The organism is Leisingera sp. ABM4_101 (assembly GCF_056158725.1).
On record NZ_JBSWTV010000002.1, the window covers coordinates 2,638,709 to 2,659,100 of the forward strand.

Annotated in this window: 19 protein-coding genes; 15 read left to right on the forward strand and 4 right to left on the reverse strand. The window is 63.0% G+C overall.

Annotation, left to right across the window (positions count from 1 at the left end; all coding sequences use genetic code 11):
* Window positions 1-69: 69 nt before the first annotated feature.
* The 6 genes from ACXAEK_RS14085 to ACXAEK_RS14110 all read left to right on the forward strand — a co-directional run bounded on the left by ACXAEK_RS14085 (window position 70) and on the right by ACXAEK_RS14110 (window position 5,809).
* Complete coding sequence (locus ACXAEK_RS14085; protein WP_475042791.1) at window positions 70-729, forward strand: TRAP transporter small permease subunit; 660 nt, start codon at window positions 70-72, stop codon at window positions 727-729.
* A gap of 5 nt (window positions 730-734) precedes the next feature.
* A complete protein-coding gene (locus ACXAEK_RS14090; RefSeq protein ID WP_475042793.1) occupies window positions 735-2,138 on the forward strand; it encodes a TRAP transporter large permease in 1,404 nt (467 codons plus the stop codon).
* A 247-nt stretch (window positions 2,139-2,385) separates the two neighbouring features.
* Complete coding sequence (gene dusA, locus ACXAEK_RS14095) at window positions 2,386-3,387, forward strand: tRNA dihydrouridine(20/20a) synthase DusA (RefSeq protein ID WP_475042795.1); 1,002 nt, start codon at window positions 2,386-2,388, stop codon at window positions 3,385-3,387.
* Between the two features lie 87 nt (window positions 3,388-3,474).
* Window positions 3,475-4,329 carry a sulfite exporter TauE/SafE family protein gene (locus tag ACXAEK_RS14100; protein WP_475042797.1) on the forward strand — a complete coding sequence of 285 codons (855 nt, stop codon included), beginning with the start codon at window positions 3,475-3,477 and terminating at the stop codon, window positions 4,327-4,329.
* A gap of 5 nt (window positions 4,330-4,334) precedes the next feature.
* The gene (locus tag ACXAEK_RS14105; RefSeq protein ID WP_475042799.1) at window positions 4,335-5,162 is read left to right on the forward strand and encodes a phytanoyl-CoA dioxygenase family protein; all 828 of its coding nucleotides are present in this window, start codon (window positions 4,335-4,337) and stop codon (window positions 5,160-5,162) included.
* 71 nt (window positions 5,163-5,233) lie between these two features.
* A complete protein-coding gene (locus ACXAEK_RS14110) occupies window positions 5,234-5,809 on the forward strand; it encodes a hypothetical protein (RefSeq protein WP_475042801.1) in 576 nt (191 codons plus the stop codon).
* Between the two features lie 147 nt (window positions 5,810-5,956).
* On the opposite strand, the gene ACXAEK_RS14115 is transcribed toward ACXAEK_RS14110, so the two are convergent.
* The 3 genes from ACXAEK_RS14115 to ccmI are packed head-to-tail and all read right to left on the reverse strand — an operon-like array spanning window position 5,957 to window position 7,906.
* Entirely contained in the window at window positions 5,957-6,190 is a 234-nt protein-coding gene (locus ACXAEK_RS14115) for a DUF1289 domain-containing protein (RefSeq protein ID WP_222503026.1), read from the reverse strand.
* 4 nt (window positions 6,191-6,194) lie between these two features.
* Complete coding sequence (ruvX, locus tag ACXAEK_RS14120; RefSeq protein WP_475042802.1) at window positions 6,195-6,668, reverse strand: Holliday junction resolvase RuvX; 474 nt, start codon at window positions 6,666-6,668, stop codon at window positions 6,195-6,197.
* Window positions 6,665-7,906, reverse strand: a complete 1,242-nt coding sequence (gene ccmI / locus ACXAEK_RS14125) for a c-type cytochrome biogenesis protein CcmI (protein WP_475042804.1) — start codon at window positions 7,904-7,906, stop codon at window positions 6,665-6,667. The genes ruvX and ccmI overlap by 4 nt, the downstream gene beginning before the upstream one ends.
* A 198-nt stretch (window positions 7,907-8,104) precedes the next feature.
* On the opposite strand from ccmI, the gene ACXAEK_RS14130 reads away from it, so the two are divergent.
* From ACXAEK_RS14130 to rarD, 7 genes are all read left to right on the forward strand, one after another.
* Entirely contained in the window at window positions 8,105-9,349 is a 1,245-nt protein-coding gene (locus ACXAEK_RS14130) for a sarcosine oxidase subunit beta family protein (RefSeq protein WP_475042806.1), read from the forward strand.
* A gap of 240 nt (window positions 9,350-9,589) precedes the next feature.
* The gene (locus ACXAEK_RS14135) at window positions 9,590-9,928 is read left to right on the forward strand and encodes a sarcosine oxidase subunit delta (RefSeq protein WP_475042808.1); all 339 of its coding nucleotides are present in this window, start codon (window positions 9,590-9,592) and stop codon (window positions 9,926-9,928) included.
* Window positions 9,929-9,980: 52 nt separating this feature from the next.
* Complete coding sequence (locus ACXAEK_RS14140) at window positions 9,981-13,013, forward strand: sarcosine oxidase subunit alpha family protein (RefSeq protein WP_475042810.1); 3,033 nt, start codon at window positions 9,981-9,983, stop codon at window positions 13,011-13,013.
* Window positions 13,006-13,572, forward strand: coding sequence for a sarcosine oxidase subunit gamma (locus tag ACXAEK_RS14145; RefSeq protein WP_475042811.1), 567 nt, complete (start codon window positions 13,006-13,008; stop codon window positions 13,570-13,572). Before ACXAEK_RS14140 ends, ACXAEK_RS14145 begins: the two co-directional genes overlap by 8 nt.
* Window positions 13,562-14,215 carry a hypothetical protein gene (locus tag ACXAEK_RS14150; RefSeq protein ID WP_475042812.1) on the forward strand — a complete coding sequence of 218 codons (654 nt, stop codon included), beginning with the start codon at window positions 13,562-13,564 and terminating at the stop codon, window positions 14,213-14,215. The genes ACXAEK_RS14145 and ACXAEK_RS14150 overlap by 11 nt, the downstream gene beginning before the upstream one ends.
* A gap of 220 nt (window positions 14,216-14,435) precedes the next feature.
* Window positions 14,436-15,035 carry a superoxide dismutase gene (locus ACXAEK_RS14155; protein ID WP_475042813.1) on the forward strand — a complete coding sequence of 200 codons (600 nt, stop codon included), beginning with the start codon at window positions 14,436-14,438 and terminating at the stop codon, window positions 15,033-15,035.
* 109 nt (window positions 15,036-15,144) lie between these two features.
* Entirely contained in the window at window positions 15,145-16,056 is a 912-nt protein-coding gene (gene rarD / locus ACXAEK_RS14160; protein WP_475042814.1) for an EamA family transporter RarD, read from the forward strand.
* Here the strand turns inward: rarD and ACXAEK_RS14165 are convergent.
* Window positions 15,993-16,544, reverse strand: coding sequence for an LOG family protein (locus ACXAEK_RS14165; protein ID WP_475042816.1), 552 nt, complete (start codon window positions 16,542-16,544; stop codon window positions 15,993-15,995). The two genes, rarD and ACXAEK_RS14165, sit on opposite strands and share 64 nt — an antisense overlap.
* A gap of 124 nt (window positions 16,545-16,668) precedes the next feature.
* On the opposite strand from ACXAEK_RS14165, the gene ACXAEK_RS14170 reads away from it, so the two are divergent.
* The gene (locus tag ACXAEK_RS14170; RefSeq protein WP_475042817.1) at window positions 16,669-18,417 is read left to right on the forward strand and encodes a LysM peptidoglycan-binding domain-containing protein; all 1,749 of its coding nucleotides are present in this window, start codon (window positions 16,669-16,671) and stop codon (window positions 18,415-18,417) included.
* 106 nt (window positions 18,418-18,523) lie between these two features.
* The gene (locus tag ACXAEK_RS14175) at window positions 18,524-20,353 is read left to right on the forward strand and encodes an ABCB family ABC transporter ATP-binding protein/permease (RefSeq protein WP_475042818.1); all 1,830 of its coding nucleotides are present in this window, start codon (window positions 18,524-18,526) and stop codon (window positions 20,351-20,353) included.
* The last annotated feature ends 39 nt before the right edge of the window (window positions 20,354-20,392 follow it).

Genomic DNA, 20,392 nt, shown 5'->3' on the forward strand with positions numbered 1-20,392 from the left:
GGAGGGTCGGGCGCTGCCCGGCCTTCAGCCGGGCGATAGATTTCTATCTTACGGTTGGGGAATTAGATAATGGCGGCAGGAGCAGCAGTCCTGGAGGATGGCAGCCTGATCAGCAGGCTGGACCGGGGACTATTGAAAGCGGAACGTTTGCTGGCACTGCTCAGCGGCATTGCGGTGTTCTCGCTGATGATCCTGGCGGTGGTTTCGGTCGGCGGGCGCAATGCGGCCAACGCGCCGCTGCCCGGCTATGTCGACTGGATTGAGCAGATCATGCCGCTGATCGCTTTCATGGGCATCGCATTCGTGCAGCGGGACGGCGCCCATATCCGCATGGACATTTTCATCGGCGCCTTGCGGGGCCGTGCCCTGTGGCTGTTCGAGCTGGTCTCGGTCCTGCTGATCTTCCTGCTGATCGCAGCTTTGGTCTGGGGCAGCTGGTCGCATTTCCTGCGTTCCTTCGATTTCGCCGCGCCCTGGTGGAGCCGCGACAGCTCCATCGACATTGGCCTGCCGATCTGGCCGGCCAAGCTGCTGGCGCCGGTGGCCTTTGCGGTGCTGGGCTTGCGGCTCATGCTGCAGATCTGGGGCTATGGCCGCGCCTTGGTGCTGGGGCTGGAGGCGCCGGTGGCGGTGCCGCTGATCCAAAGCGCAGCAGAACAGGCCGCGGCAGAGGCCGAGCAGCTGGCAGGCCATGACAGCAGGGGAAACAAGACTGACGGGCAGGGGTAAGGCGCATGGAACCCATTGAAATCGGCCTGTGGGTCACCGGCGGCTTGCTGTTGATGGTGGTGCTGGGGATGCGGGTGGCCTTTGCGGCCGGCCTGGCGGGCCTCATCGGCCTGGTGTGGATCTTCTGGGCCAAGTTCGGCTATGATCCGGCGCGGTTTGGCAAGGCGCTGACCGTCTCGGTCAAGATCGCGGGCCAGGTGCCGCATTCAAAGGTCTCCAGCCAGGCGCTCAGCCTCATTCCGACCTTCATCCTGATCGGATACCTGGCCTATTACGCGGGCCTGACGCGGGCGCTGTTCGAGGCTGCCAAGCGCTGGATCGCCTGGCTGCCCGGCGGGCTTGCGGTCTCTACCGTTTTTGCCACCGCGGGTTTTGCGGCTGTGTCGGGTGCGTCGGTTGCCACCTCCGCCGTCTTTGCCCGCATCGCCATCCCGGAGATGCTGCAGATCGGCTATAACAAGCAATTCGCGGCAGGCGTCGTGGCGGCAGGCGGCACGCTGGCGTCCTTGATCCCGCCCTCGGCCATTCTGGTGATCTATGCCATCATCGTGGAGCAGGACGTGGGCAAGCTGCTGCTGGCGGGCTTTATCCCCGGCGCGTTTTCGGCGGTGATTTACGGGCTGCTGATTGTCGGCATCGCGGTGGTCTTCAAATCCGTCGGCCCGCCTGTGAAAGGCTTCACCTGGGGTCAGCGGTTTGCGTCGCTGCCGGGGGCGCTGCCGATCATCTTTGTCGTCGTGATCATCATCTGTTTTGTCTACAACCCCTTTGGCGGTGATGCCTGGGGCACCCCCACCGAAGGCGGCGCATTGGGCGCCTTTGTGGTCTTCTGCATGGCCGTTTTCAAAGGCATGAAATGGACTGAGCTGAAATCGGCGCTCTTGGAAACCGCCAAGCTCACCGTAATGATCTTCACCATCATCTGGGGCGTGCTGATCTATGTGCGGTTCCTTGGGTTTGCGGACCTGCCGGGGGCATTCTCGGACTGGATCACCTCGCTGGAGATGAGCCCGATGCTGATCCTGATCTGCATCTTGCTGGCCTATGCGGTGCTGGGGATGTTCATGGATGCGATCGGGATGCTGCTCTTGACGCTGCCGGTGGTCTACCCGGCGGTGATGGCGCTGAATGGCGGCGAGAGCGTGGCCGCGGCAGACAGCGCCTTTGGCATGAGCGGCACCATGTGCGCGATCTGGTTCGGCATCCTGGTGGTGAAAATGGCCGAGTTCTGCCTGATCACCCCGCCCATCGGCCTCAACTGCTTTGTGGTTGCCGGGGTGCGCGATGATCTGAGCGTGCAGGACGTGTTCCGCGGCGTGACGCCGTTCTTCATTGCGGACGGGGTAACCATTGCGCTGCTGGTCGCCTTCCCGGGGATCGTCCTCTACCTGCCGTCCTTGGCGGGCTAGGGGAAGAAAAGGGCGCTCAGGGCTCTCCAAAGCAGATACAGGCTTCAAACCCGCCTTCACATGATCCCTGCCTGCCAGCGCCAGCTGCCGGCCTCAAGCAAAACAGCCGTATCCCCGCCTTGGGGCGGGGGCCCGCGGCGGTTTTCCTTGATCCCGCCCCCTGTCCCCGGCTGCCCGTGCTCACGCGAAGGCGGCTCCGAAGCAGATCAGCTTGGCAGGCGGGCGCGCAGGGCCTATATGGCGCGGCATGAGAGATTTTGCCCCCTTGCACCAGGCCGCGCGCCTTTCCGTGGCCCCGATGATGGACTGGACCGACCGGCACTGCCGTTATCTGCACCGGCTTTTGAGCCGGGAGGCGCTGCTGTACACCGAAATGGTGACCGCGCCGGCGCTGGTGCGGGGCGGGGCGTTGCATTTGCTGGACTTCAATCCGCAAGAGCATCCGGTGGCGTTGCAGCTGGGCGGCTCAGATCCGCAGGAGCTGGCCGAGGCGGCGCGGCTGGGGGCTGAAGCGGGTTATGACGAGATCAACCTCAACAGCGGCTGCCCCAGCGACCGGGTGCAGTCCGGCGCCTTTGGTGCGGTGCTGATGCAGACACCGGAGCTGGTGGCCGATTGCGTTGCTGCCATGCACGAGGCGGTGGCGGTGGAAGTCACCGTCAAATGCCGCATCGGCGTTGATGAACAGGAGCCGGAGGAGGTGCTGCCGGACTTCCTGGAGAAGATCCGCGCGGCGGGCTGCAAACGTGTGACCATCCACGCGCGCAAGGCCTGGCTGCAGGGGCTTTCGCCGAAGGAGAACCGGGACATCCCGCCTTTGGACTATGATCTGGTGCACCGGATGAAGGCGGCGTTTGCGGATCTGCATATCTCCATCAACGGCGGCATTGCCACGCTGGACGAGGCCAGGGCGCATCTGGAGCGCGGGCTGGACGGGGTGATGGTGGGGCGTGCGGCCTATCACCAGCCTGCCGATGTGCTCTGTGCGGCGGATGCTGAGATTTATGGCGCTGGCGCGGTCAGCGAGCCGGGCGCGGCGGTGCGGCAGATGCTGCCCTATATCGAGGCGCGTCTCGGCGAAGGCGCCAAGCTCAACCAGATCACCCGGCACATGCTGGGGCTGTTTGCGGGCAAGCCGGGCGCGCGGCAGTGGCGGCGGATGCTGTCCGAAGGCGCCTGCCGGGCGGGCGCCGGGCCGGAGCTGGTGCTGGAGGCGCTGGCGCAGGTGGAGAGCCGCGCCGCAGCGTGACGGAACGCCTCACACGCTAGTGGCTTGTGCATCCTTTGGGCGGCAGCTAACCCTTTGCCGGTGACGCAAAAGCCTGAGGTGCCCCGCATGACTGATCCCGCCGTGACAGCCGCCCTGTGGCCGGAGCCTGCGCTGCTGATGCAGATGGGCGGGCTGCTGGTTGTGATCGGGGCCTTTGCCGGCGTCTTGGCAGGGCTTCTGGGTGTTGGCGGCGGGATCGTTCTGGTGCCTGCGTTTTTCTATGCCTTCCAGACCCTTGGCTATGGCGGCGATCAGCTGATGCAGATCTGCCTGGCAACCTCATTGGCGACGATCATCGTGACCTCGGTGCGCTCGGTGATGAGCCACAACAAGAAGGGCGCGGTGGATTGGGAGATCCTGCGCAGCTGGGGGATTGGCATTGCTGCCGGCGCCATCGTGGGCGTGCTGGCGGCGTCTGCCTTGCGCTCTGGCGTGCTGCAAGGCGTGTTCGGCGGGCTGGCGCTGGTGATCGGCTGCTACCTGGGGCTGGGCCGCTCTGAGTGGCGCCTGGCGGAGGCGATGCCCAAGGGCGGCAAGCGCGCGGCGCTGTCGCCTGCGGTCGGCTTCCTGTCCGTGCTGATGGGGATTGGCGGTGGCAGCTTTGGGGTGCCGCTGATGACCCTGCACGGGGTGGCGGTGCACCGCGCGGTGGCGACCGCTGCCGGATTTGGCGTGATCATTGCGGTGCCCTCGGTTGCGGGGTTCCTGCTGCTGGAGGTGGATCCGGCCGCGCGGCCACCTTTCACCATCGGCGCGGTCAATCTGGTGGCGTTTTTCATCGTGATTGCGATGACGCTGATTACTGCGCCCTGGGGCGTCAAGCTGGCCCATGCGATGGACCCGAAGCCGTTGAAACGGGTGTTCGGGGCGTTTCTGGTTCTGGTGGCGCTCAACATGCTGCGTAAAGCGCTGGGATATTGATGGATATGACCAAGCAATTCGAACAGTTCGAGCAGTTTCGGGACAAGGGCTGGGTGCGCTTTGACCAGGACCCGCAGATCGCGGCCTGGGCAGCGGATGCGCTGCAGCATGGGATCCGGTCGCTGGATGATCCGGCCTGTGCCGAGTGGTTCCAGTGCGAGCGCACCTGGTTCATCGGGGTCGATGCCTTGCCGAATGATACCGCAGGGCGCCTGCCGGACGGGCCGCCGCTGGGTGGGGCGCCGGTGGAGTTTATCTCGCAGAACCTCGGGCCTATCCCGGAGCTGCACCGGGCGCAGGTATCCTCGGTCTTTCCCGGCTATCCGCGCCCGCGTCCGGGCGAGGGCGAGGCGGCCTTCCGCTACCGCGTCAAACGCGATGCGGCGCATGTGGACGGGGTGAAAATGTACGGCGAGCACCGCCGCCGCAAGGTGGAGGAGCCGCACGCCTGGGTGCTGGGCATTCCGCTGAATGAAAGCAGCCCCGACGCCTCGCCGCTGGTGATATGGGAGGGCAGCCACAGGATCATGCGCCGTGCCTTTGCCGCCGCGTTTGAGGGCGTGCCGCAGGCCGAGTGGGCGGATGTGGATGTGACCGATGCCTACACGGCGGCCCGCGCCGAGGTGTTCGAGACCTGCCCGCGGATCACGGTGCCTGCGAAACCGGGCGAGTCCTATCTGATGCACCGGCTGTGCCTGCACGGGGTTGCGCCCTGGGGTGACGGGGCAAGCGCGCCTGAGGAGGGTCGCATGATCGCCTATTTCCGGCCTGAGCTGGCGGGTTGGACCACGGGGTGGCTGGCGGAAGAATTGGTAAGTAATATGATTGACTGAAGGTATCTGAGTTCTCTTAGATACAATAAGACCTAAAATCAGGTCGAAATTTTGAGAAGTCACAGCTGAAAATGGCGAGTCTTGAAGACGAAGGGAAAAGGGTTGTTGTGGAGCACGCACGCGAGCTCGACCGGTTGGACAAGATTACAAAAGCAGGTCAAGCGGTGTCGGAGCTTCGCTACATTCTGAAGCGTCTGAAAACCTTCGAACCAATTGTGGTTTCGAAACTTACGGCTGAAATGGTTTTTGAAATAAATGCATTGCACACTGCTTTTGCAGTTTCTTATGGGAGATTGTTTGCAACGGGAAGTTCTGTGCGATTGGATGGAAAACGCGTTCCTGGCGAACTAAAGGATGCTCATAATGAGCTGATGGGGCTAAGGAACAAGAGATTTGCACATAACGATAACCATCACTCAACGACTACTGACATGGATTTCGAGTTTGATGGTCAAGCATTCAAAGTCCTTCCATTTGTGAATTTAAAGATCCCCGTAGACTTGGCTCAGAAGTCAGAGTGTTTAGTTAGTTGGGTTTCTGATGAGTTGCGTTCTAAGACTGAAAATTTAACCGACCGCCTTCAAAAGTCGACTGGATATAAGTGGAAAGTTATGCTCCCGAGCGAAAATTCGACGAGGGATCTCTGAGCGGTTAGGCTAGGCGTGTTCCTGGCAGGCAGGCGCTTACCCTCTGCAAATTAGGTCAGCAATTCTACCCCAATGTTTCGCGCGCGAAACATTGGGTCAGCACTTATTCCGCATGATTGACAGAGCCTTACCTCACCGCGCGCCGCGTTAGCCGCGTTTTAATCTTGCGCCACGGCCGCCGCGGCGCTTGACCAGTTTGCTGGCGCGGGCAGGGAGGTCGTTCATGATGCCGGCGCGCTCTTCGTTGGTCATCTTGGACCAGTCGCGGATCTCGTCGATGGAGCGGTAGCAGCCGGTGCAGATGCGGGCCTCGGGGTGGACGACGCAGATCTTGATGCAGGGGCTTTGGATCTCGTCCCGTTTCCAAACGTCGTCAGTCATCTGTTCACCCGTTCTTCAAGTGCCGCATCCGGTCCAATGCACCCTGGAGAATATAGGAGGCCGCGACGTGGTCGATAACCTCTGCGCGGCGTTTGCGTGTCGTATCTGCTTCAAGAAGCGCTTTTTCTGCGGCCACGGTGCTGAGGCGCTCGTCCCAGAAGCTGATCGGCAGATCGGTGAGCTGGGTGAGGTTGCGGGCAAAGGCGCGGGTGGACTGGCAGCGGGGGCCTTCGGTTCCGTCCATGTTGCGGGGCAGGCCCAGGAGGATGCCGCTGATGTCGCGTTGCTGGATGATTTCCAGCAGGCGCGCCGCATCGAGCGAGAATTTCTTGCGCTTGACGGTTTCCAGGGGCGTCGCCACCGCGCCGATGCGGTCAGAGACGGCGACGCCGATGGTCTTGGTGCCAAGGTCCAGTCCCATCAGCGCGTTCATCGGAGGCAGGGCGGCGGCGAAGTCTTCGAAGGCGTCGTGGATCATTCTGTCAGTCCTGCCTGGGCGGCGATGGTTTCCAAGAGTGCCAGCGCCTCTGCGTCGGCCTGGAATGCACCGCGGGCCTCGTCATAGACGGTGCGGGCGCGCTCAGTCTCGCCCAGCACCGACAGGGCGCCGATCAGGCGGGCCCATTCCTCGGCGCTGCCACCCTCGGTTGCCAGACGGTCGGACAGGCGGGTGACCATGCCGCGGATCATTTCCTGCTGTTCTTCAGGAGAGAGTTCCGCCGCACCTTCCATCTGTTCGGTGCTGGGGCCGGGCAGGGCGGCCGGGCCGGTGCCGCCGCTGGGGGTGATCGGGCGGTATTCGACACCGGCGCGGAAGGCCATTTCCTCGATCTGGCCCTGAATGCCCTTGATCCACAGGGCATCCGCCGGTCCGTCCCGCAGGGTTGCGGCCCATTCCTTATAAGCGAGGTCCGGGCGGCCGATCTGGCCCAGCATCAGGCCCCAGTAATAGCGGGCCGGGCCGTGGGAGGGGTCAATGGCGCGGGCTTTTTGCAGGTCGGTCTGCGCCTCGGGCGAGACATAACCGCCGGCGGCCATGATCTTGAGCTCGGCCAGCTCGGTGAAGTCGCGGGCGTTCACTTTGCCTTCGGCCAGACGGATGTAGTTGGTCTTGGCTTCATAGGCGGCCTTGAAATTGCCGAGGTTGGCCTCGTGCTGGGCCAGCAGGGCCTGACCCTGGAGGTCGTTCTCACGCTCGCCTGCGGTCTTGCGCAGCTGTTCGACCAGCTGGATGTAGCCTTCTTCGACCTCGGGGCGCTGAATTTCCGGAACATCGGCCTCGGCCTCAGCCTGAGAGGGGCGGTTTTCGGCGCGCTCGCCTGCCAGGCGGATGCGGTCCTGCAGGCCTAGATCGCCGTAGCCGGGGGCGCCCAGCTGCCAGTACAGGCCCAGGGTGCCGCCGGTGATCAGCAGAGCCGTTGCAATTGCAAAGCCCAGCGATAGAAGGCGGGGCTGAGCGGGGCCGGACTTGCGCTTTTGCAGCTGCGCGTCGGCGGCCAGGATGCGGCGCGAGATTTCGGTTCGGATGCGCTCTGCGTCGGCTTGATTGATCACGCCGCGGGCCAGATCCTTGTCGACTTCGCGCAACTGCTGGCGGTAGACGCGCAGATCATAGGCCGCGGCAGGTTCGCCGTGCTCACGGGCGCGAATGATGATCATTGCCAGCAGCAGCGCTGCCGCAAAGGCGATAAGGGCGGTGACTGTCCAGAAAACCATGCCGTCTCCGTAGTTTGGTTTTCATCTATATGCGGGGGCAGCCGAACAAAAGGGCCAAACTGCCGCGCCGGGCCGCGGGATGCCGCAATGCGTCATTAAGATATGTCGCAATAACGCAGAAAGGGGACGATAAACGGCACGGGTGGCCCATGCGTTTAGTGCATACCCGCTAGCAGACACGAACCATCGGATTCGCTCATGAAACGCTATTCAGTCTTTGCTGTTGCGCGGGAAGCCCTGCGCTATCACACCGGATGGGAGCGCGCCTGGCGCTCGCCGGAACCCAAACGCCACTACGATGTCGTCATCGTGGGTGCGGGCGGGCATGGCCTTGCCACTGCCTACTACCTGGGTAAGAACTTCGGCATTACCAATGTCGCAATCATCGAGAAAGGCTGGCTTGGCGGCGGCAACACCGGCCGCAACACCACCATCATCCGCTCGAACTACCTGCAGGATCCTTCGGCTGCGATCTATGAAAAGGCGCGCAGCCTGTATGAGACCATGTCACAGGACCTGAACTACAACGTGATGTTCAGCCCGCGCGGCGTGATCATGCTGGCGCAGACCGAGCATGAGATCCGCGGCTACAAGCGCACCGCCCATGCCAACCAGCAGCAGGGTGTGCAGACCGAGTGGATCACCCCGGAGCGGGTCAAGGAACTGGTGCCGATCATCAACCTGCATGGCCCCCGTTACCCTGTTCTGGGCGGCCTGTGGCAGGAACGCGGCGGCACCGCCCGTCACGATGCTGTGGCCTGGGGCTATGCGCGTGCGTGCTCCGACATGGGCATGGACATCATCCAGAAGTGCGAAGTCACCGGTGTGCGCACCGAGAACGGCCGCACCGTGGGTGTCGACACCACCAAAGGCCCGATTGATTGCGACAAGATCGGCATGATCGTGGCCGGTAACGCCTCCGTTCTGTCGGAAATGGCGGGCTTCCGTCTGCCGATGGAATTGGTTGCGCTGCAGGCGATGGTGTCCGAGCCGATCAAACCCTGCATGGATGTGGTTGTGATGGCCAACACCGTGCATGGCTACATGTCCCAGTCGGACAAGGGCGAGATGGTGATCGGCGGCGGCACCGACGGGTTCAACAACTACACCCAGCGCGGCAGCTTCCACCATATCGAGGAAACCGTGCGCGCCCTGGTCGAAACCTTCCCGATGGTCAGCCGTCTGAAGATGCTGCGCCAGTGGGGCGGCATCGTGGATGTGACCGGTGACCGCTCGCCGATCATCTCCAAGACCCCGGTTCAGAACTGCTTCATCAACTGCGGCTGGGGCACCGGCGGCTTTAAGTCGATCCCGGGTTCGGGCTGGGCGATGGCAGAGCTGATGGCCACCGGCCACTCGCCGCTGACCGAGGAGTTCTCGATCAACCGCTTCAAGGAAGGCAAATTCATCGACGAGAGCGTTGCTGCGGGCGTGGCCCACTGACGCGGGCGCGGCCGGTCAAGGGCCGCTCGCCACACCGTCGAACATGAGGCACAAAACGTGTTTCACAAATCTGACGGGCGCGGGGCCCTTGAACTTGCCAGCCGGGTGAATGCGTTCATCCCGGCGCCAATCGAAGAAAGCGACAAGAAGCAATACTGCGGCTACCGCAATGAGAATCAAAGCAAACATGAGATTCACTTTGGGTTGCCGCGTTGAAAATTCAAGCTGGAGGTTCCGCCTATGCTGATCCTTGAATGTCCCTACTGCGGCGTCAAAGCCGAAGAAACCGAACTGGCCGCGGGCGGCGAAGCGCATCTGAAGCGTTTTGGCCCCGGCTCCTCGGATGATGAGTTCCATGACTACCTGTTCATGCGTGAAAACCCCAAAGGCGTTCATTTCGAACGCTGGCGCCATGCCAATGGCTGCGGCAAGTGGTTCCACGCCGCGCGCTGCACCACCACGCTGGAGGTCTTTGGCACCTACAGCGCCCAGGTGACCGAGCCGCCGCAGGAGATCAAGGACAAGATCGCTGCCAAGCGTCCGGGCTGGACCTGGCGTGAATTTGCGGACGAAAAGTAATGATCCTCCGCCTGACTGAAACACCCGCTTTTCTTTTGAAAGGTCTGAGCACATGAGCACGCGTCTCGCCAATCAGGGCCGGCTGATCGACCGCTCCAAACAGATCGACTTCACCTTCAACGGCAAGTCCATGAAGGGCTATGCCGGTGATACCCTGGCATCCGCACTGCTGGCCAACGGCCAAGTGATGATGGGCCGTTCGTTCAAATACCACCGTCCGCGCGGCGTCGTTGCATCGGGTTCGGAAGAGCCCAATGCGCTGATGCAGCTGGGCGTGGGCGACCGTTACGAGCCGAACCAGCGTGCCACCACCACCGAGCTGTTCTCGGGGCTGACCGCACAGTCGCAGAACCACTGGCCGAGCCTGGAGTTCGACGTACTGGCGGTGAACAACAAGCTGTCGCGTTTCCTGACCGCCGGCTTCTACTACAAGATGTTCATCCACCCGCGTCCGCTGTGGAAACACGTCTATGAACCGATCATCCGGAAATCCGCAGGTCTGGGCGCAGCACCTGACAAGGAGCTGAAGGACGCCGACACCTACGAGCACTTCTATTTCTTTGCAGACGTGCTGGTTATCGGCGGCGGCGTTGCCGGCCTGCAGGCGGCCAAGGCGGCTGCGGCCACCGGCGCCAAGGTTCTGGTGCTGGAGCAGAACAGCCACTGGGGCGGCCGCGCACCGGTCGACGGCGGCACCATCGACGGTGAAGCGCCCGACGCCTGGATCGAAAAGACCCTGGCCGAGCTGAAGGCGATGGACAATGTCACCCTGCGCGACCGCTGCATGGGTTCCGGCGTCTATGACCACGGCTACGCCCTTGGCTATGAGCGCCTGACCGACCACGCACCGGGCCAGGGCGGTCCGCGCCACCGTCTGTGGCGGATCCGCGCAACCCGCATTGTCACCGCAACCGGTGCGATCGAGCGTCCGCTGTCCTTTGCCGGCAACGACGTGCCCGGCGTGATGCTGGCGGCCTCGATGCGCGACTATGTGGTGAACTGGGGCATCAACCCCGGCCAGAAGGTCGTGGTTGCCACCAACAACGACGACGCCTACCGCACCGCGCTGGTGCTGCATGACGCTGGCGTCGAAGTGGTGCGCGTGGTCGACACCCGCGAAACCGGCGGCGGCGCGCTGATGGAAGCAGTCCGCGAGAAGGGTATCCGGGTCGAGCTGGGCCGCGCCATCGCCAAGGTGAAGGACGGCAAATGCGTGACCGAGGTCGCCATCTGCGCCCAGAACGGCGAAGGCGGCGCGCGGGAAACTGTGCAGGCTGACGCGGTTGCCATGTCCGGCGGCTGGTCCCCGGTGGTGCACCTGTGGTCCCACTGCGGCGGCAAGCTGATCTGGGACGAGAAAAACGCCAACTTCCGCCCCGACGCCTCGCGTCCGCCGCTGGGCCATGACGGAACCGGCTTTGTGGTTCCGGCGGGTAGCGCCAACGGCGAGTTCGGCCTGGGTGCGCTGCTGGAAGACGCGGCAGCTGCTGGTGCCAAGGCGGCCGAAGAAGCTGGCTTCCCGGCGAAAACCGTGGCAGCTGCCAAGGGCGAGTCCGAGGCGGAAGCGCAGATGGAAGCGGTCTGGCTGATGCCTGCCAAGGCGGACATCAAGCTGCGCATGAAGTCCTGGCTGGACTACCAGAACGACGTGAAAGTGTCCGACGTGCAGCTGGCGGCCCGCGAAGGCTATGAAAGCGTCGAACACACCAAGCGTTACACCACGCTGGGTATGGCGACCGACCAGGGCAAGCTGTCCAACATCAACGGCCTGGCCATTCTGGCCGACAGCCTGAACTCGGAAATCCCGCAGGTGGGCACCACCACCTTCCGTCCGCCCTACCACCCGATCTCGCTGGGTGCGATCGCCGGTGAGGCACGGGCCGAGATCTTCCAGCCGGTGCGCAAGACACCGATCGCCGACTGGATGGATCAGAACGGCGCGGATTGGGAACCGGTTGGCCAGTGGCGCCGTCCGTTCGCCATCACCCGCCCGGGAGAGGACCGTCATGCCGCGGTGAACCGCGAGGTGAAGAACACCCGCGAGAACCTCGGCCTGCTGGACGCCTCGACCCTCGGCAAGCTGGTGGTCAAAGGCCCCGACGCAGGCAAGTTCCTGGACATGATGTACACCAACATGATGTCCACGCTGAAAATCGGCAAATGCCGTTATGGCCTGATGTGCACCGAAAACGGCTTCCTGATGGACGACGGCGTGGTTGCTCGCATCGACGAGGACACCTGGCTGTGCCACACCACCACCGGCGGTGCCGAGCGCATCCACGGCTGGATGGAAGAATGGCTGCAGACCGAATGGTGGGACTGGAAAGTCTATGTTGCCAACGTGACCGAGCAATACGCGCAGGTTGCCGTGGTCGGCCCCAACGCCCGCAAGGTGCTGGAGAAGCTGAACGCGGCTGCAGGCGGCGGCATGGATGTCTCGAAAGAGGCGCTGCCCTTCATGGAATGGCGTGACGGCAAGATCGGCGGCTTTGATGCCCGCGCTTACCGGATCTCCTTCTCGGGCGAGCTGTCCTATGAGATCGCGGTTGCGGCCTCTGAGGGTCAGGCATTCTGGGATGCGCTGATGGAAGCAGGCAAGGAATTCGGCGTCATGCCTTATGGCACCGAGACCCTGCACATTCTGCGTGCCGAGAAGGGCTTTATCATGATCGGCGACGAAACCGATGGCACCGTGATCCCGCAGGATCTGGGTCTTCATTGGGCGCTGTCCAAGAAGAAGGAAGACTATCTGGGCAAACGCGCGCAAGCGCGCTCGCACATGGTTGATCCGGAGCGCTGGCAGCTGGTTGGCCTGGAAACTGTTGACGGTTCGGTGCTGCCCGACGGCGCCTATGCGGTGGGGGAAGGCGTCAACGCCAACGGTCAGCGCAACATGATCGGCCGCGTGACTTCGACCTACCACTCCGCGACCCTGGGCCGCGGCATCGCCATGGGCCTGGTCAAGCATGGTCCCAAGCGCATGGGCGAAGTGATCGAGTTCCCGGGCACTGACGGCAAGATCTACAAAGCCAAGATCGTTGATCCGGTCTTCTACGACAAGGAAGGGGAAAAGCAGAATGTCTAAGGCTGTTTCCGTACTGAACGGCGCCCAGTATACCGGGCTGGCCAAGGTCGAAGATGCCGGCCTGCAGGGCATGATCACCCTGCGCGGCGATTTGGGATCCGAAGCGTTGAAGGCGGCTGTCAAGGCCGCCACCGGCGCCGAGGTTCCGGGTCAGGGCTCTGTCAACGTGGCTGAAAATGGTGCCGTTGCCTGGATGTCCACCGACGAGCTGCTGCTCCTGGTGCCTTACGAGGACGCGGTGGCCAAAACCGCCGAGGTGGCTGAGGCGCTGAAGGGCGAGCACGCGCTGGCGGTGAACGTCTCCGACGCCCGTGCTTTCTTCCGGCTGTCGGGCGAGGGCGCGCGCGAGGTGCTGGGCAAGGTAAGCCCGGTGGACTTTGACGCCGCGGCGTTCAAGCCCGGCCAGTTCCGCCGCTCGCGCCTGGCGCAGGTGGCCGGCGCCTTCTGGTTGAACGACGATGGCAGCTTTTACATCGTCTGTTTCCGCTCCGTCGGCGAATATGTGTTCAAACTGCTGAGCACAGCGGCGCATCCGCAGTCCAAAGTGGGTGTTTACTAAAATTTTCACTCGCTTTTTGCTTGTGGTGCGATTGCGCGTCAATTACGGTGCCCTGGAGACTTTCCAGGGCACCTTTTTTGCCGGATGCCCTGGACGAGTACCTTTGCAGAATTTTTGCAACTGGTTGATTTTGCGGCTGTTCCTAATCCGAATGAGCAGCTGCTTGAAGATTTTCAGGGAGCGGCTGATGGGTCTGCCGAAATGCGGATTTCTCGCATTGGTTTTTACGCTTTCCGCTGCGGTTGCCGTAGCGGAAACCAGCTTCCGGTGCAGCTTGGCGCCGATCGCTGGAGAAGCCTGGATCCCAGGGAAGATCACTGTGCGTTTTTCCGATGATTTCAGCTCGGCAAAAGTGACTGATGCCGCCTTTGGCGTATCGGTCGCCGCCAAGGTGACTAGGCGCAGCGAAACAACATACGCGCTCAGCTGGTCGCTGCCAGGACTGGCCGTACTGACGGAATCGGGTCAAGCAGAGCCGCGGTTCAGGGCGGTTTTGAACACAGCCAATCTGAAGATGAGCATTCAAGGGCTCCGGTCCGGCGCCTCTGTCCAGCCGCCGCGCGGTTCGGGCCGCTGCACGCTGGAGCATACGGTATCGCATCTGGCCCAAAATGAGAGCGAATGGGAATTCCGCCAGCCCTGAGGGGCGCAATGACGGTGGCAGCTCTCAATCCGGGGTCTGTTCCCGGAATTCGGCAACGAGCCGCGGGGGCGCGGGAAGTGCAAGGTAAAGAAACGCTGAAGCCCTGGCACGCAAACGCACATAAACCCTGCGCTGATTTGCTGTCTAGGCCCTTGACCTGATAGCGCGCAAACAGCATGTATCTGCGCAGGAACGCAAACTTATTTCACAGGGGGCCCAAATGGCTTTTGAACTTCCCGATCTTCCTTATGCTCATGACGCTCTGGCTGCCAAAGGCATGTCGGCGGAAACCCTGGAATACCACCACGACCTGCACCACAAGGCCTATGTCGACAATGGCAACAAGCTGATTGCCGGAACCGAATGGGAAGGCAAGTCGCTGGAAGAAATCATCACCGGCACCTATGACGCCGGTGCAGTTGCCCAGAACGGCATCTTCAACAACATCTCGCAGCTGTGGAACCACAACCAGTTCTGGGAGATGATGGGCCCGGGCGAGAGCGCAATGCCGGGCGAGCTGGAAAAAGCCCTGGTCGAGTCCTTCGGGTCGGTTGACGAATTCAAGTCGCAATTCTCCGCTGCAGGCGCGGGCCAGTTCGGCTCTGGCTGGGCATGGCTGGTCAAAAACGCTGACGGTTCGCTGGCGGTGACCAAGACCGAGAACGGTGTCAACCCGCTGTGCTTCAACCAGACTGCACTGCTGGGCTGCGATGTTTGGGAGCACTCCTACTACATCGACTTCCGCAACAAGCGTCCGGCGTATCTGACCAACTTCCTGGACAACCTGGTGAACTGGGAAAACGTCGCTTCGCGGATGTAATCTGCGTACAGTTGATTGCCTGGAGCGCCCGGTCCTGCGACCGGGCGTTTCTTGTTTTAAAGAACCGCTGGCGCGTATAGCGCACAGGTGCGAGCGTCCGGAGGCAGAGATGACAGAAGCAGCCAAAGGCATCCTGGCAATGATAGCGGCCTGCGTCGTCTGGGGGCTGTCTGGGATCTATTACAAGGCCTTGTCGCATGTGCCGCCGGAGCAGGTGCTGTCGCACCGGGTGCTGTGGTCGTTTCTGTTCTTTGCAGGGGTTCTGCTGGCACAGGGCCGTATCGGTGCCCTGGGCGCTGCGCTGCAAAGCGGCCGTAATGCGTTGTTCCTGGTCTTTGCTACCGCGATGATTTCGCTCAATTGGTTTGTCTTCATTTCATCGGTGCAGACCGGCCACGCAACAGAGGCGAGCCTGGGGTATTACATCTTTCCGCTGCTGAGCGTTCTTTTGGGGCGCATTGTTTTTGGTGAACGGCTGACAGGGGCTCAGCTTCTGGCGGTGGGGTTAGCGGCAGTTGCGGTCGCAGTGCTGTCGTTCGGGCTGGTGGCCGCACCGCTCATTCCGCTGGTTCTGGGGGTGAGCTTTGCTTTGTATGGTGTTGCAAAGAAACAGCTTCCGCTGGGGCCGGTAGTGTCGGTAACGGCGGAGGTCCTGCTGATACTGCCGGTGGCGCTGGCGGTGATCTGGCTGACCGGCGGTGCGGGTTTTTTGAACGGCGCGGCGGATGCGTCGATGCTGGCGTTTTCCGGCATTCTGACCGGGCTGCCGCTGATCCTGTTCAGCTATGCGGCCAAGCGGGTGCGTCTGGGTACTGTGGGCGTGCTGCAGTATCTGAACCCGACCCTGCAGTTTCTGGTGGCCGTGATGGTCTTTGCCGAACCCTTCACCCCGTGGCACGGGGCAGCCTTTGCGCTGATCTGGAGCGCAGTGGCGGTGTTTTCGGTCTCGGCCCTGCGTCAGGAGCGGGCGTCGCGCAGGGCGGCGATGGCGGCAACCGGCGTGTCGGCCCAGATCAGGTAATCCGCCGTGTCCTGACCGGCAAACCCTTCGGCAACCAGATGGGATAGGAGGCCGCGCAGTTTGTCCCAGTAGCCCTCGGTGTTGAGGATCACGATCGGTTTCGCGTGCAGGCCAAGCTGGCGCCAGGTGAGGGCCTCGAACAGTTCATCCAGCGATCCGGCGCCGCCGGGCAGCACCACGACGGCATCGGCATTCCACAGCATGACTTTTTTGCGTTCATGCATGGTTTCGGTGACGATATAGGTCGTCAGGTCCGATTTGCCGACCTCGCGCCGTTCCAGGTGGCCGGGGATCACGCCAAAGGTTTCGGCTCCTGCGGCCTGGGCCGCGCGGGCAACTTCGCCCATCAGCCCGACATCGCCTGCGCCATAGACCAGCCGCATACCGTTTTCAGCCAGTGCGTGGCCAAGCTCCTGCGCGGCCTGGGCATAGGCGGGACGCGCACCTGCGCGTGAGCCGCAGTAGACACAGACGGATTTGATGCTCATCGGCCAGCCTTTCCGTGGAATTTCAAGGTGAAACGCAATTGGTGTTTTGACCCGTGATAGCGGGATTGGTAGGTTTGCTCAACTAAGCGGAAGGCAACATTCCGCAAATGCCGAAGGGATCGAAATGGCGGAAACATCTGGAAGCGGGGGTCTGGGGGCCCTCACACTTGGCGGTATTGCCGGCGTTGCGGTAGTGCTGGGCGGCGTTGTGCTGTTCCAGCTGGGCGTGCTGGGCACCAGCCAGCCGGAGGGCGAGGCGGCCAATGGGCAGGCGGGCAGCCAAGCCGCGAATGACAGCGGCACCTTCACTGGAGACGGAGACGAGTCCGGTCAGCCGCTGCAGAACCGGGCCGCCCAGGACGCCGCAGAGGCGGCCCGGGAAACCGCAGAGGCGCCCCAGGAAGCCGCGGGAACAGAACAAGGCACCGGAGGTCCTGAGGCCAGCGAAGCCGAGGGAACTGCAGTGGCGGAAGCTTCGGAAACGCTTGAGCCGGCAGACGGCACTGTGGCGGGCAGCAGCACGCCAGAGCCGGAGGCCGCCAGCGCAGGCAGCGCGGCCAGTGGCGAAGAGGACAGCACGGCTGCGGCCGATGCGGAACAGCCGGCAGCAGCCGCAGCAGAACCGGCCCCGCAAGATGACGCGGCGGCCGCCGGGACCGGAGCTGCAGAGGAGCTTGCTCTGGCGGCGCCAGAAGAGGGCGCAGCAGCGGAAGCACCGGAACCGCCCGCCGCTGCCGAACCCAAAGAGGAGATCTTTGTCCTGGAGGCGCCGGAGCTTGATCTGGTGCGGGTTGACAATGAAGGTGCCGCAGTGATTGCCGGGCGCGCGCAGCAAGGGGTGCAGGTTTCTGTGCTGTTGGACGGCGAAGTGCTGGATCAGCTGGAGGTGCCTGCAGGCGGTGAATTTGTTTCGCTGACGACAATCGCCCCAAGCGCAGAGGCCCGGGTGGTTTCGCTGCTGGCTGAACATGGCGGGCAGCAGAGCGTTTCCGGTGCCTCCTTCATTTTGGCGCCCGTAACGCCGGTAGCCGCGGCGCCTGGCGGGGAAGGCGGCGGGGAACAGCGCACCGCAGATGCCGGGGCACAGGCCTCCGCACCGGAAGAAACGGTGCCTTCGGATGAGCAGGCAGCCGGCCTGGAAACGGCAGGCACTGAGAGTGCGGGGCAAGAGGTGGCAGCGGCAGGAGGCCAGCCGGACACCGCGCAAGACGGGGGCGCCGATGCAGCCGCAACCGCTGCTTCGGAACTTGGTGCGGGCGAAGACACTGCGGCGCTGACGCTGGCGACAGAGCCTCCGGCCCCGCAGCCGCAGGGCCAGGCCGTGGCCGTGCTGCGCGCGGACGAGGACGGTGTCGAAGTGGTGCAGCCTGCTGTTCCCGCGGATCCGGAACTGAGCGACGAAATCGCGCTGGATGCCATCAGCTACAACGGCACAGGCGGGGTTGAGCTGGCGGGGCGTGCCCGTCCGCAGTCGCGGGTGCGGGTCTATGTCGACAATCAGCCGGTTGCGGAACTCGATGCCGCAGACGACGGCCGCTGGAACGGGCGGCTGGAAGATGTGGCACCGGGTATTTACACCCTGCGCCTGGACGAGATCGAACCGGCAACTGGCGATGTCGTCAGCCGTCTGGAAACCCCGTTCAAACGCGAGGCACCAGAAGCGCTGCCGCAACCCGCAGGCGACCCTGTGCCGGATCAGCCTGCGCCGCTGGTGCGTGCGGTGACGGTGCAGAAGGGAGATACGCTCTGGGCCATATCGCAGCAGAAATACGGCAGCGGCTTTCTGTATGTGCGGGTGTTTGAGGCCAACCGCGGCGCTATCCGCGACCCGGATCTGATCTACCCGGGACAGGTCTTCACAATTCCGGAGTAATGCCGGCCGCCGCAAGAAAACGCGCCCCTGCGGCGCGTTTTTTACGCCTGACCCTCGCAATTTCGTGATCGGGTGCGTATTTCAATTGGTCTAGCCAGGACCAGACATGACACAGACAGATCAGGCCGCAGCGCCGACCGAGCCATCCATTGCCGAAGATGAACGCCGCTCCGGCCTGCGCACGCTGCGCAAGGTGGGGCCGTATTTGTGGCCCCAGGGCAACCGCGCGGTGAAGATCCGCGTGGTGCTGGCGCTGGCGGTTCTGGTTCTGGCCAAGCTGATCGCGGTCTATACGCCGATGCTGTACAAGGGTGCGGTGGACAGCCTGGCGGGCGAAGGCGTGCCGCCGCTGGCGCTGGGGGCAGTCGGCCTCACCGTGGCGTACGGCGTGTCGCGGATCCTGACCACCGGATTTCAGCAGCTGCGCGATGCGGTCTTTGCCCCTGTCGGCCAGCGGGCCTTGCGCCGCCTGGCGCTGGAGACCTTTACCCATATTCACCGCCTGTCGATGCGCTATCACATCACCCGCAAGACCGGCGGCCTCAGCCGCATCATCGAGCGCGGGGTGAAGGGCGTCGAATTCCTGCTGAGGTTCATGCTGTTTTCCATCGGGCCGCTGATCCTGGAGCTGACGCTGGTTGCGGTGATCCTGACGGTCCTGTTCGACGCCTGGTATCTGCTGGTGGTGGCTGCCACCATCGGGCTTTATGTCTGGTTCACATTCGCCGTGACCGAATGGCGGGTGAAGCTGCGGCGGGAAATGAACCAGCAGGATACCGATGCCAATCAGAAAGCCATCGACAGCCTGCTGAATTATGAGACAGTGAAGTATTTTGTGGCCGAGGACCGCGAGGCCGCACGCTATGACGGCGCGATGCGGGGCTATGCGCAGGCGGCCTTGAAAACTGCCTATTCGCTGGCGGCGCTGAATTTCGGGCAAAGCGTGATCATCACTGCCGGCCTCATCGGGGTCATGGTTATGGCGGCGGTCGGGGTTGAGCAGGGCCATCTGACCGTCGGCGACTTTGTCATGGTCAACGCCTATATGATCCAGATCACCGTGCCATTGAACTTCCTCGGCACCGTCTACCGCGAAATCCGCCAGAGCCTGGTGGACATGGGCGAGATGTTCGACCTGCTGGAACAGCCCGCGGATGTAAGCGACCGGCCGGGCGCCGGTCAGTTGCAGGTGAACGGCGGGCGGATCACGCTGGAGGATGTGCGGTTCTCCTATGATGCAGGCCGTGAGATCCTGAAAGGTGTCTCGCTGGAGGCGGAGCCGGGCCAGACTGTGGCGATTGTCGGCTCCACCGGGTCGGGAAAATCGACAATCGGGCGGCTGCTGTTCCGGTTCTATGATGTCACCGGGGGCGCGCTGAAGATTGACGGGCAGGATGTGCGTGAGGTGACGCAGCAAAGCCTGCATCAGGCCATTGGCGTGGTGCCGCAGGATACCGTTCTGTTCAACGACACCATCCGCTATAACATCGCCTATGGCCGCGACGGGGCCACCCAGGATGAGGTGGAGCAGGCCGCGCGCGACGCGCAGATCCACGACTTCATCATGGCGCTGCCCGAAGGCTATGACACCCAGGTGGGTGAGCGGGGGCTGAAGCTGTCCGGCGGTGAAAAGCAGCGGGTCGGGATTGCCCGGACGCTGCTCAAGAACCCGCCGGTGCTGCTGCTGGACGAGGCAACTTCGGCGCTTGATACTGACACCGAGCAGGAGATCAAGGAAGCGCTGGCCCGGGCCGGGCAGGGGCGTACGGTGATCACGATCGCGCACCGGCTGTCGACCATTGCCGAAGCAGACCGGATCGTTGTGCTGGAGAAAGGCGAAATCGCCGAAACCGGCACCCATGAGGATCTGCTGGCGAAGGACGGCCGCTATGCCCGGCTGTGGCAGCGCCAGCAAGCGGATCAGGACGCTGCCTGAGGCTGCAAGGACCAGACCCGGTCGAACTGAAAAGAAAAG

What these genes read in the sequence shown, in the direction of transcription:
- ACXAEK_RS14085 (WP_475042791.1), top strand. Translation starts at nt 70, where the DNA reads ATGGCGGCAGGAGCAGCAGTCCTGGAGGATGGCAGCCTGATCAGCAGG.
- ACXAEK_RS14090 (WP_475042793.1), top strand. Translation starts at nt 735, where the DNA reads ATGGAACCCATTGAAATCGGCCTGTGGGTCACCGGCGGCTTGCTGTTG.
- dusA (WP_475042795.1), top strand. Translation starts at nt 2,386, where the DNA reads ATGAGAGATTTTGCCCCCTTGCACCAGGCCGCGCGCCTTTCCGTGGCC.
- ACXAEK_RS14100 (WP_475042797.1), top strand. Translation starts at nt 3,475, where the DNA reads ATGACTGATCCCGCCGTGACAGCCGCCCTGTGGCCGGAGCCTGCGCTG.
- ACXAEK_RS14105 (WP_475042799.1), top strand. Translation starts at nt 4,335, where the DNA reads ATGACCAAGCAATTCGAACAGTTCGAGCAGTTTCGGGACAAGGGCTGG.
- ACXAEK_RS14110 (WP_475042801.1), top strand. Translation starts at nt 5,234, where the DNA reads ATGGCGAGTCTTGAAGACGAAGGGAAAAGGGTTGTTGTGGAGCACGCA.
- ACXAEK_RS14115 (WP_222503026.1), bottom strand. Translation starts at nt 6,190, where the DNA reads ATGACTGACGACGTTTGGAAACGGGACGAGATCCAAAGCCCCTGCATC.
- ruvX (WP_475042802.1), bottom strand. Translation starts at nt 6,668, where the DNA reads ATGATCCACGACGCCTTCGAAGACTTCGCCGCCGCCCTGCCTCCGATG.
- ccmI (WP_475042804.1), bottom strand. Translation starts at nt 7,906, where the DNA reads ATGGTTTTCTGGACAGTCACCGCCCTTATCGCCTTTGCGGCAGCGCTG.
- ACXAEK_RS14130 (WP_475042806.1), top strand. Translation starts at nt 8,105, where the DNA reads ATGAAACGCTATTCAGTCTTTGCTGTTGCGCGGGAAGCCCTGCGCTAT.
- ACXAEK_RS14135 (WP_475042808.1), top strand. Translation starts at nt 9,590, where the DNA reads ATGCTGATCCTTGAATGTCCCTACTGCGGCGTCAAAGCCGAAGAAACC.
- ACXAEK_RS14140 (WP_475042810.1), top strand. Translation starts at nt 9,981, where the DNA reads ATGAGCACGCGTCTCGCCAATCAGGGCCGGCTGATCGACCGCTCCAAA.
- ACXAEK_RS14145 (WP_475042811.1), top strand. Translation starts at nt 13,006, where the DNA reads ATGTCTAAGGCTGTTTCCGTACTGAACGGCGCCCAGTATACCGGGCTG.
- ACXAEK_RS14155 (WP_475042813.1), top strand. Translation starts at nt 14,436, where the DNA reads ATGGCTTTTGAACTTCCCGATCTTCCTTATGCTCATGACGCTCTGGCT.
- rarD (WP_475042814.1), top strand. Translation starts at nt 15,145, where the DNA reads ATGACAGAAGCAGCCAAAGGCATCCTGGCAATGATAGCGGCCTGCGTC.
- ACXAEK_RS14165 (WP_475042816.1), bottom strand. Translation starts at nt 16,544, where the DNA reads ATGAGCATCAAATCCGTCTGTGTCTACTGCGGCTCACGCGCAGGTGCG.
- ACXAEK_RS14170 (WP_475042817.1), top strand. Translation starts at nt 16,669, where the DNA reads ATGGCGGAAACATCTGGAAGCGGGGGTCTGGGGGCCCTCACACTTGGC.
- ACXAEK_RS14175 (WP_475042818.1), top strand. Translation starts at nt 18,524, where the DNA reads ATGACACAGACAGATCAGGCCGCAGCGCCGACCGAGCCATCCATTGCC.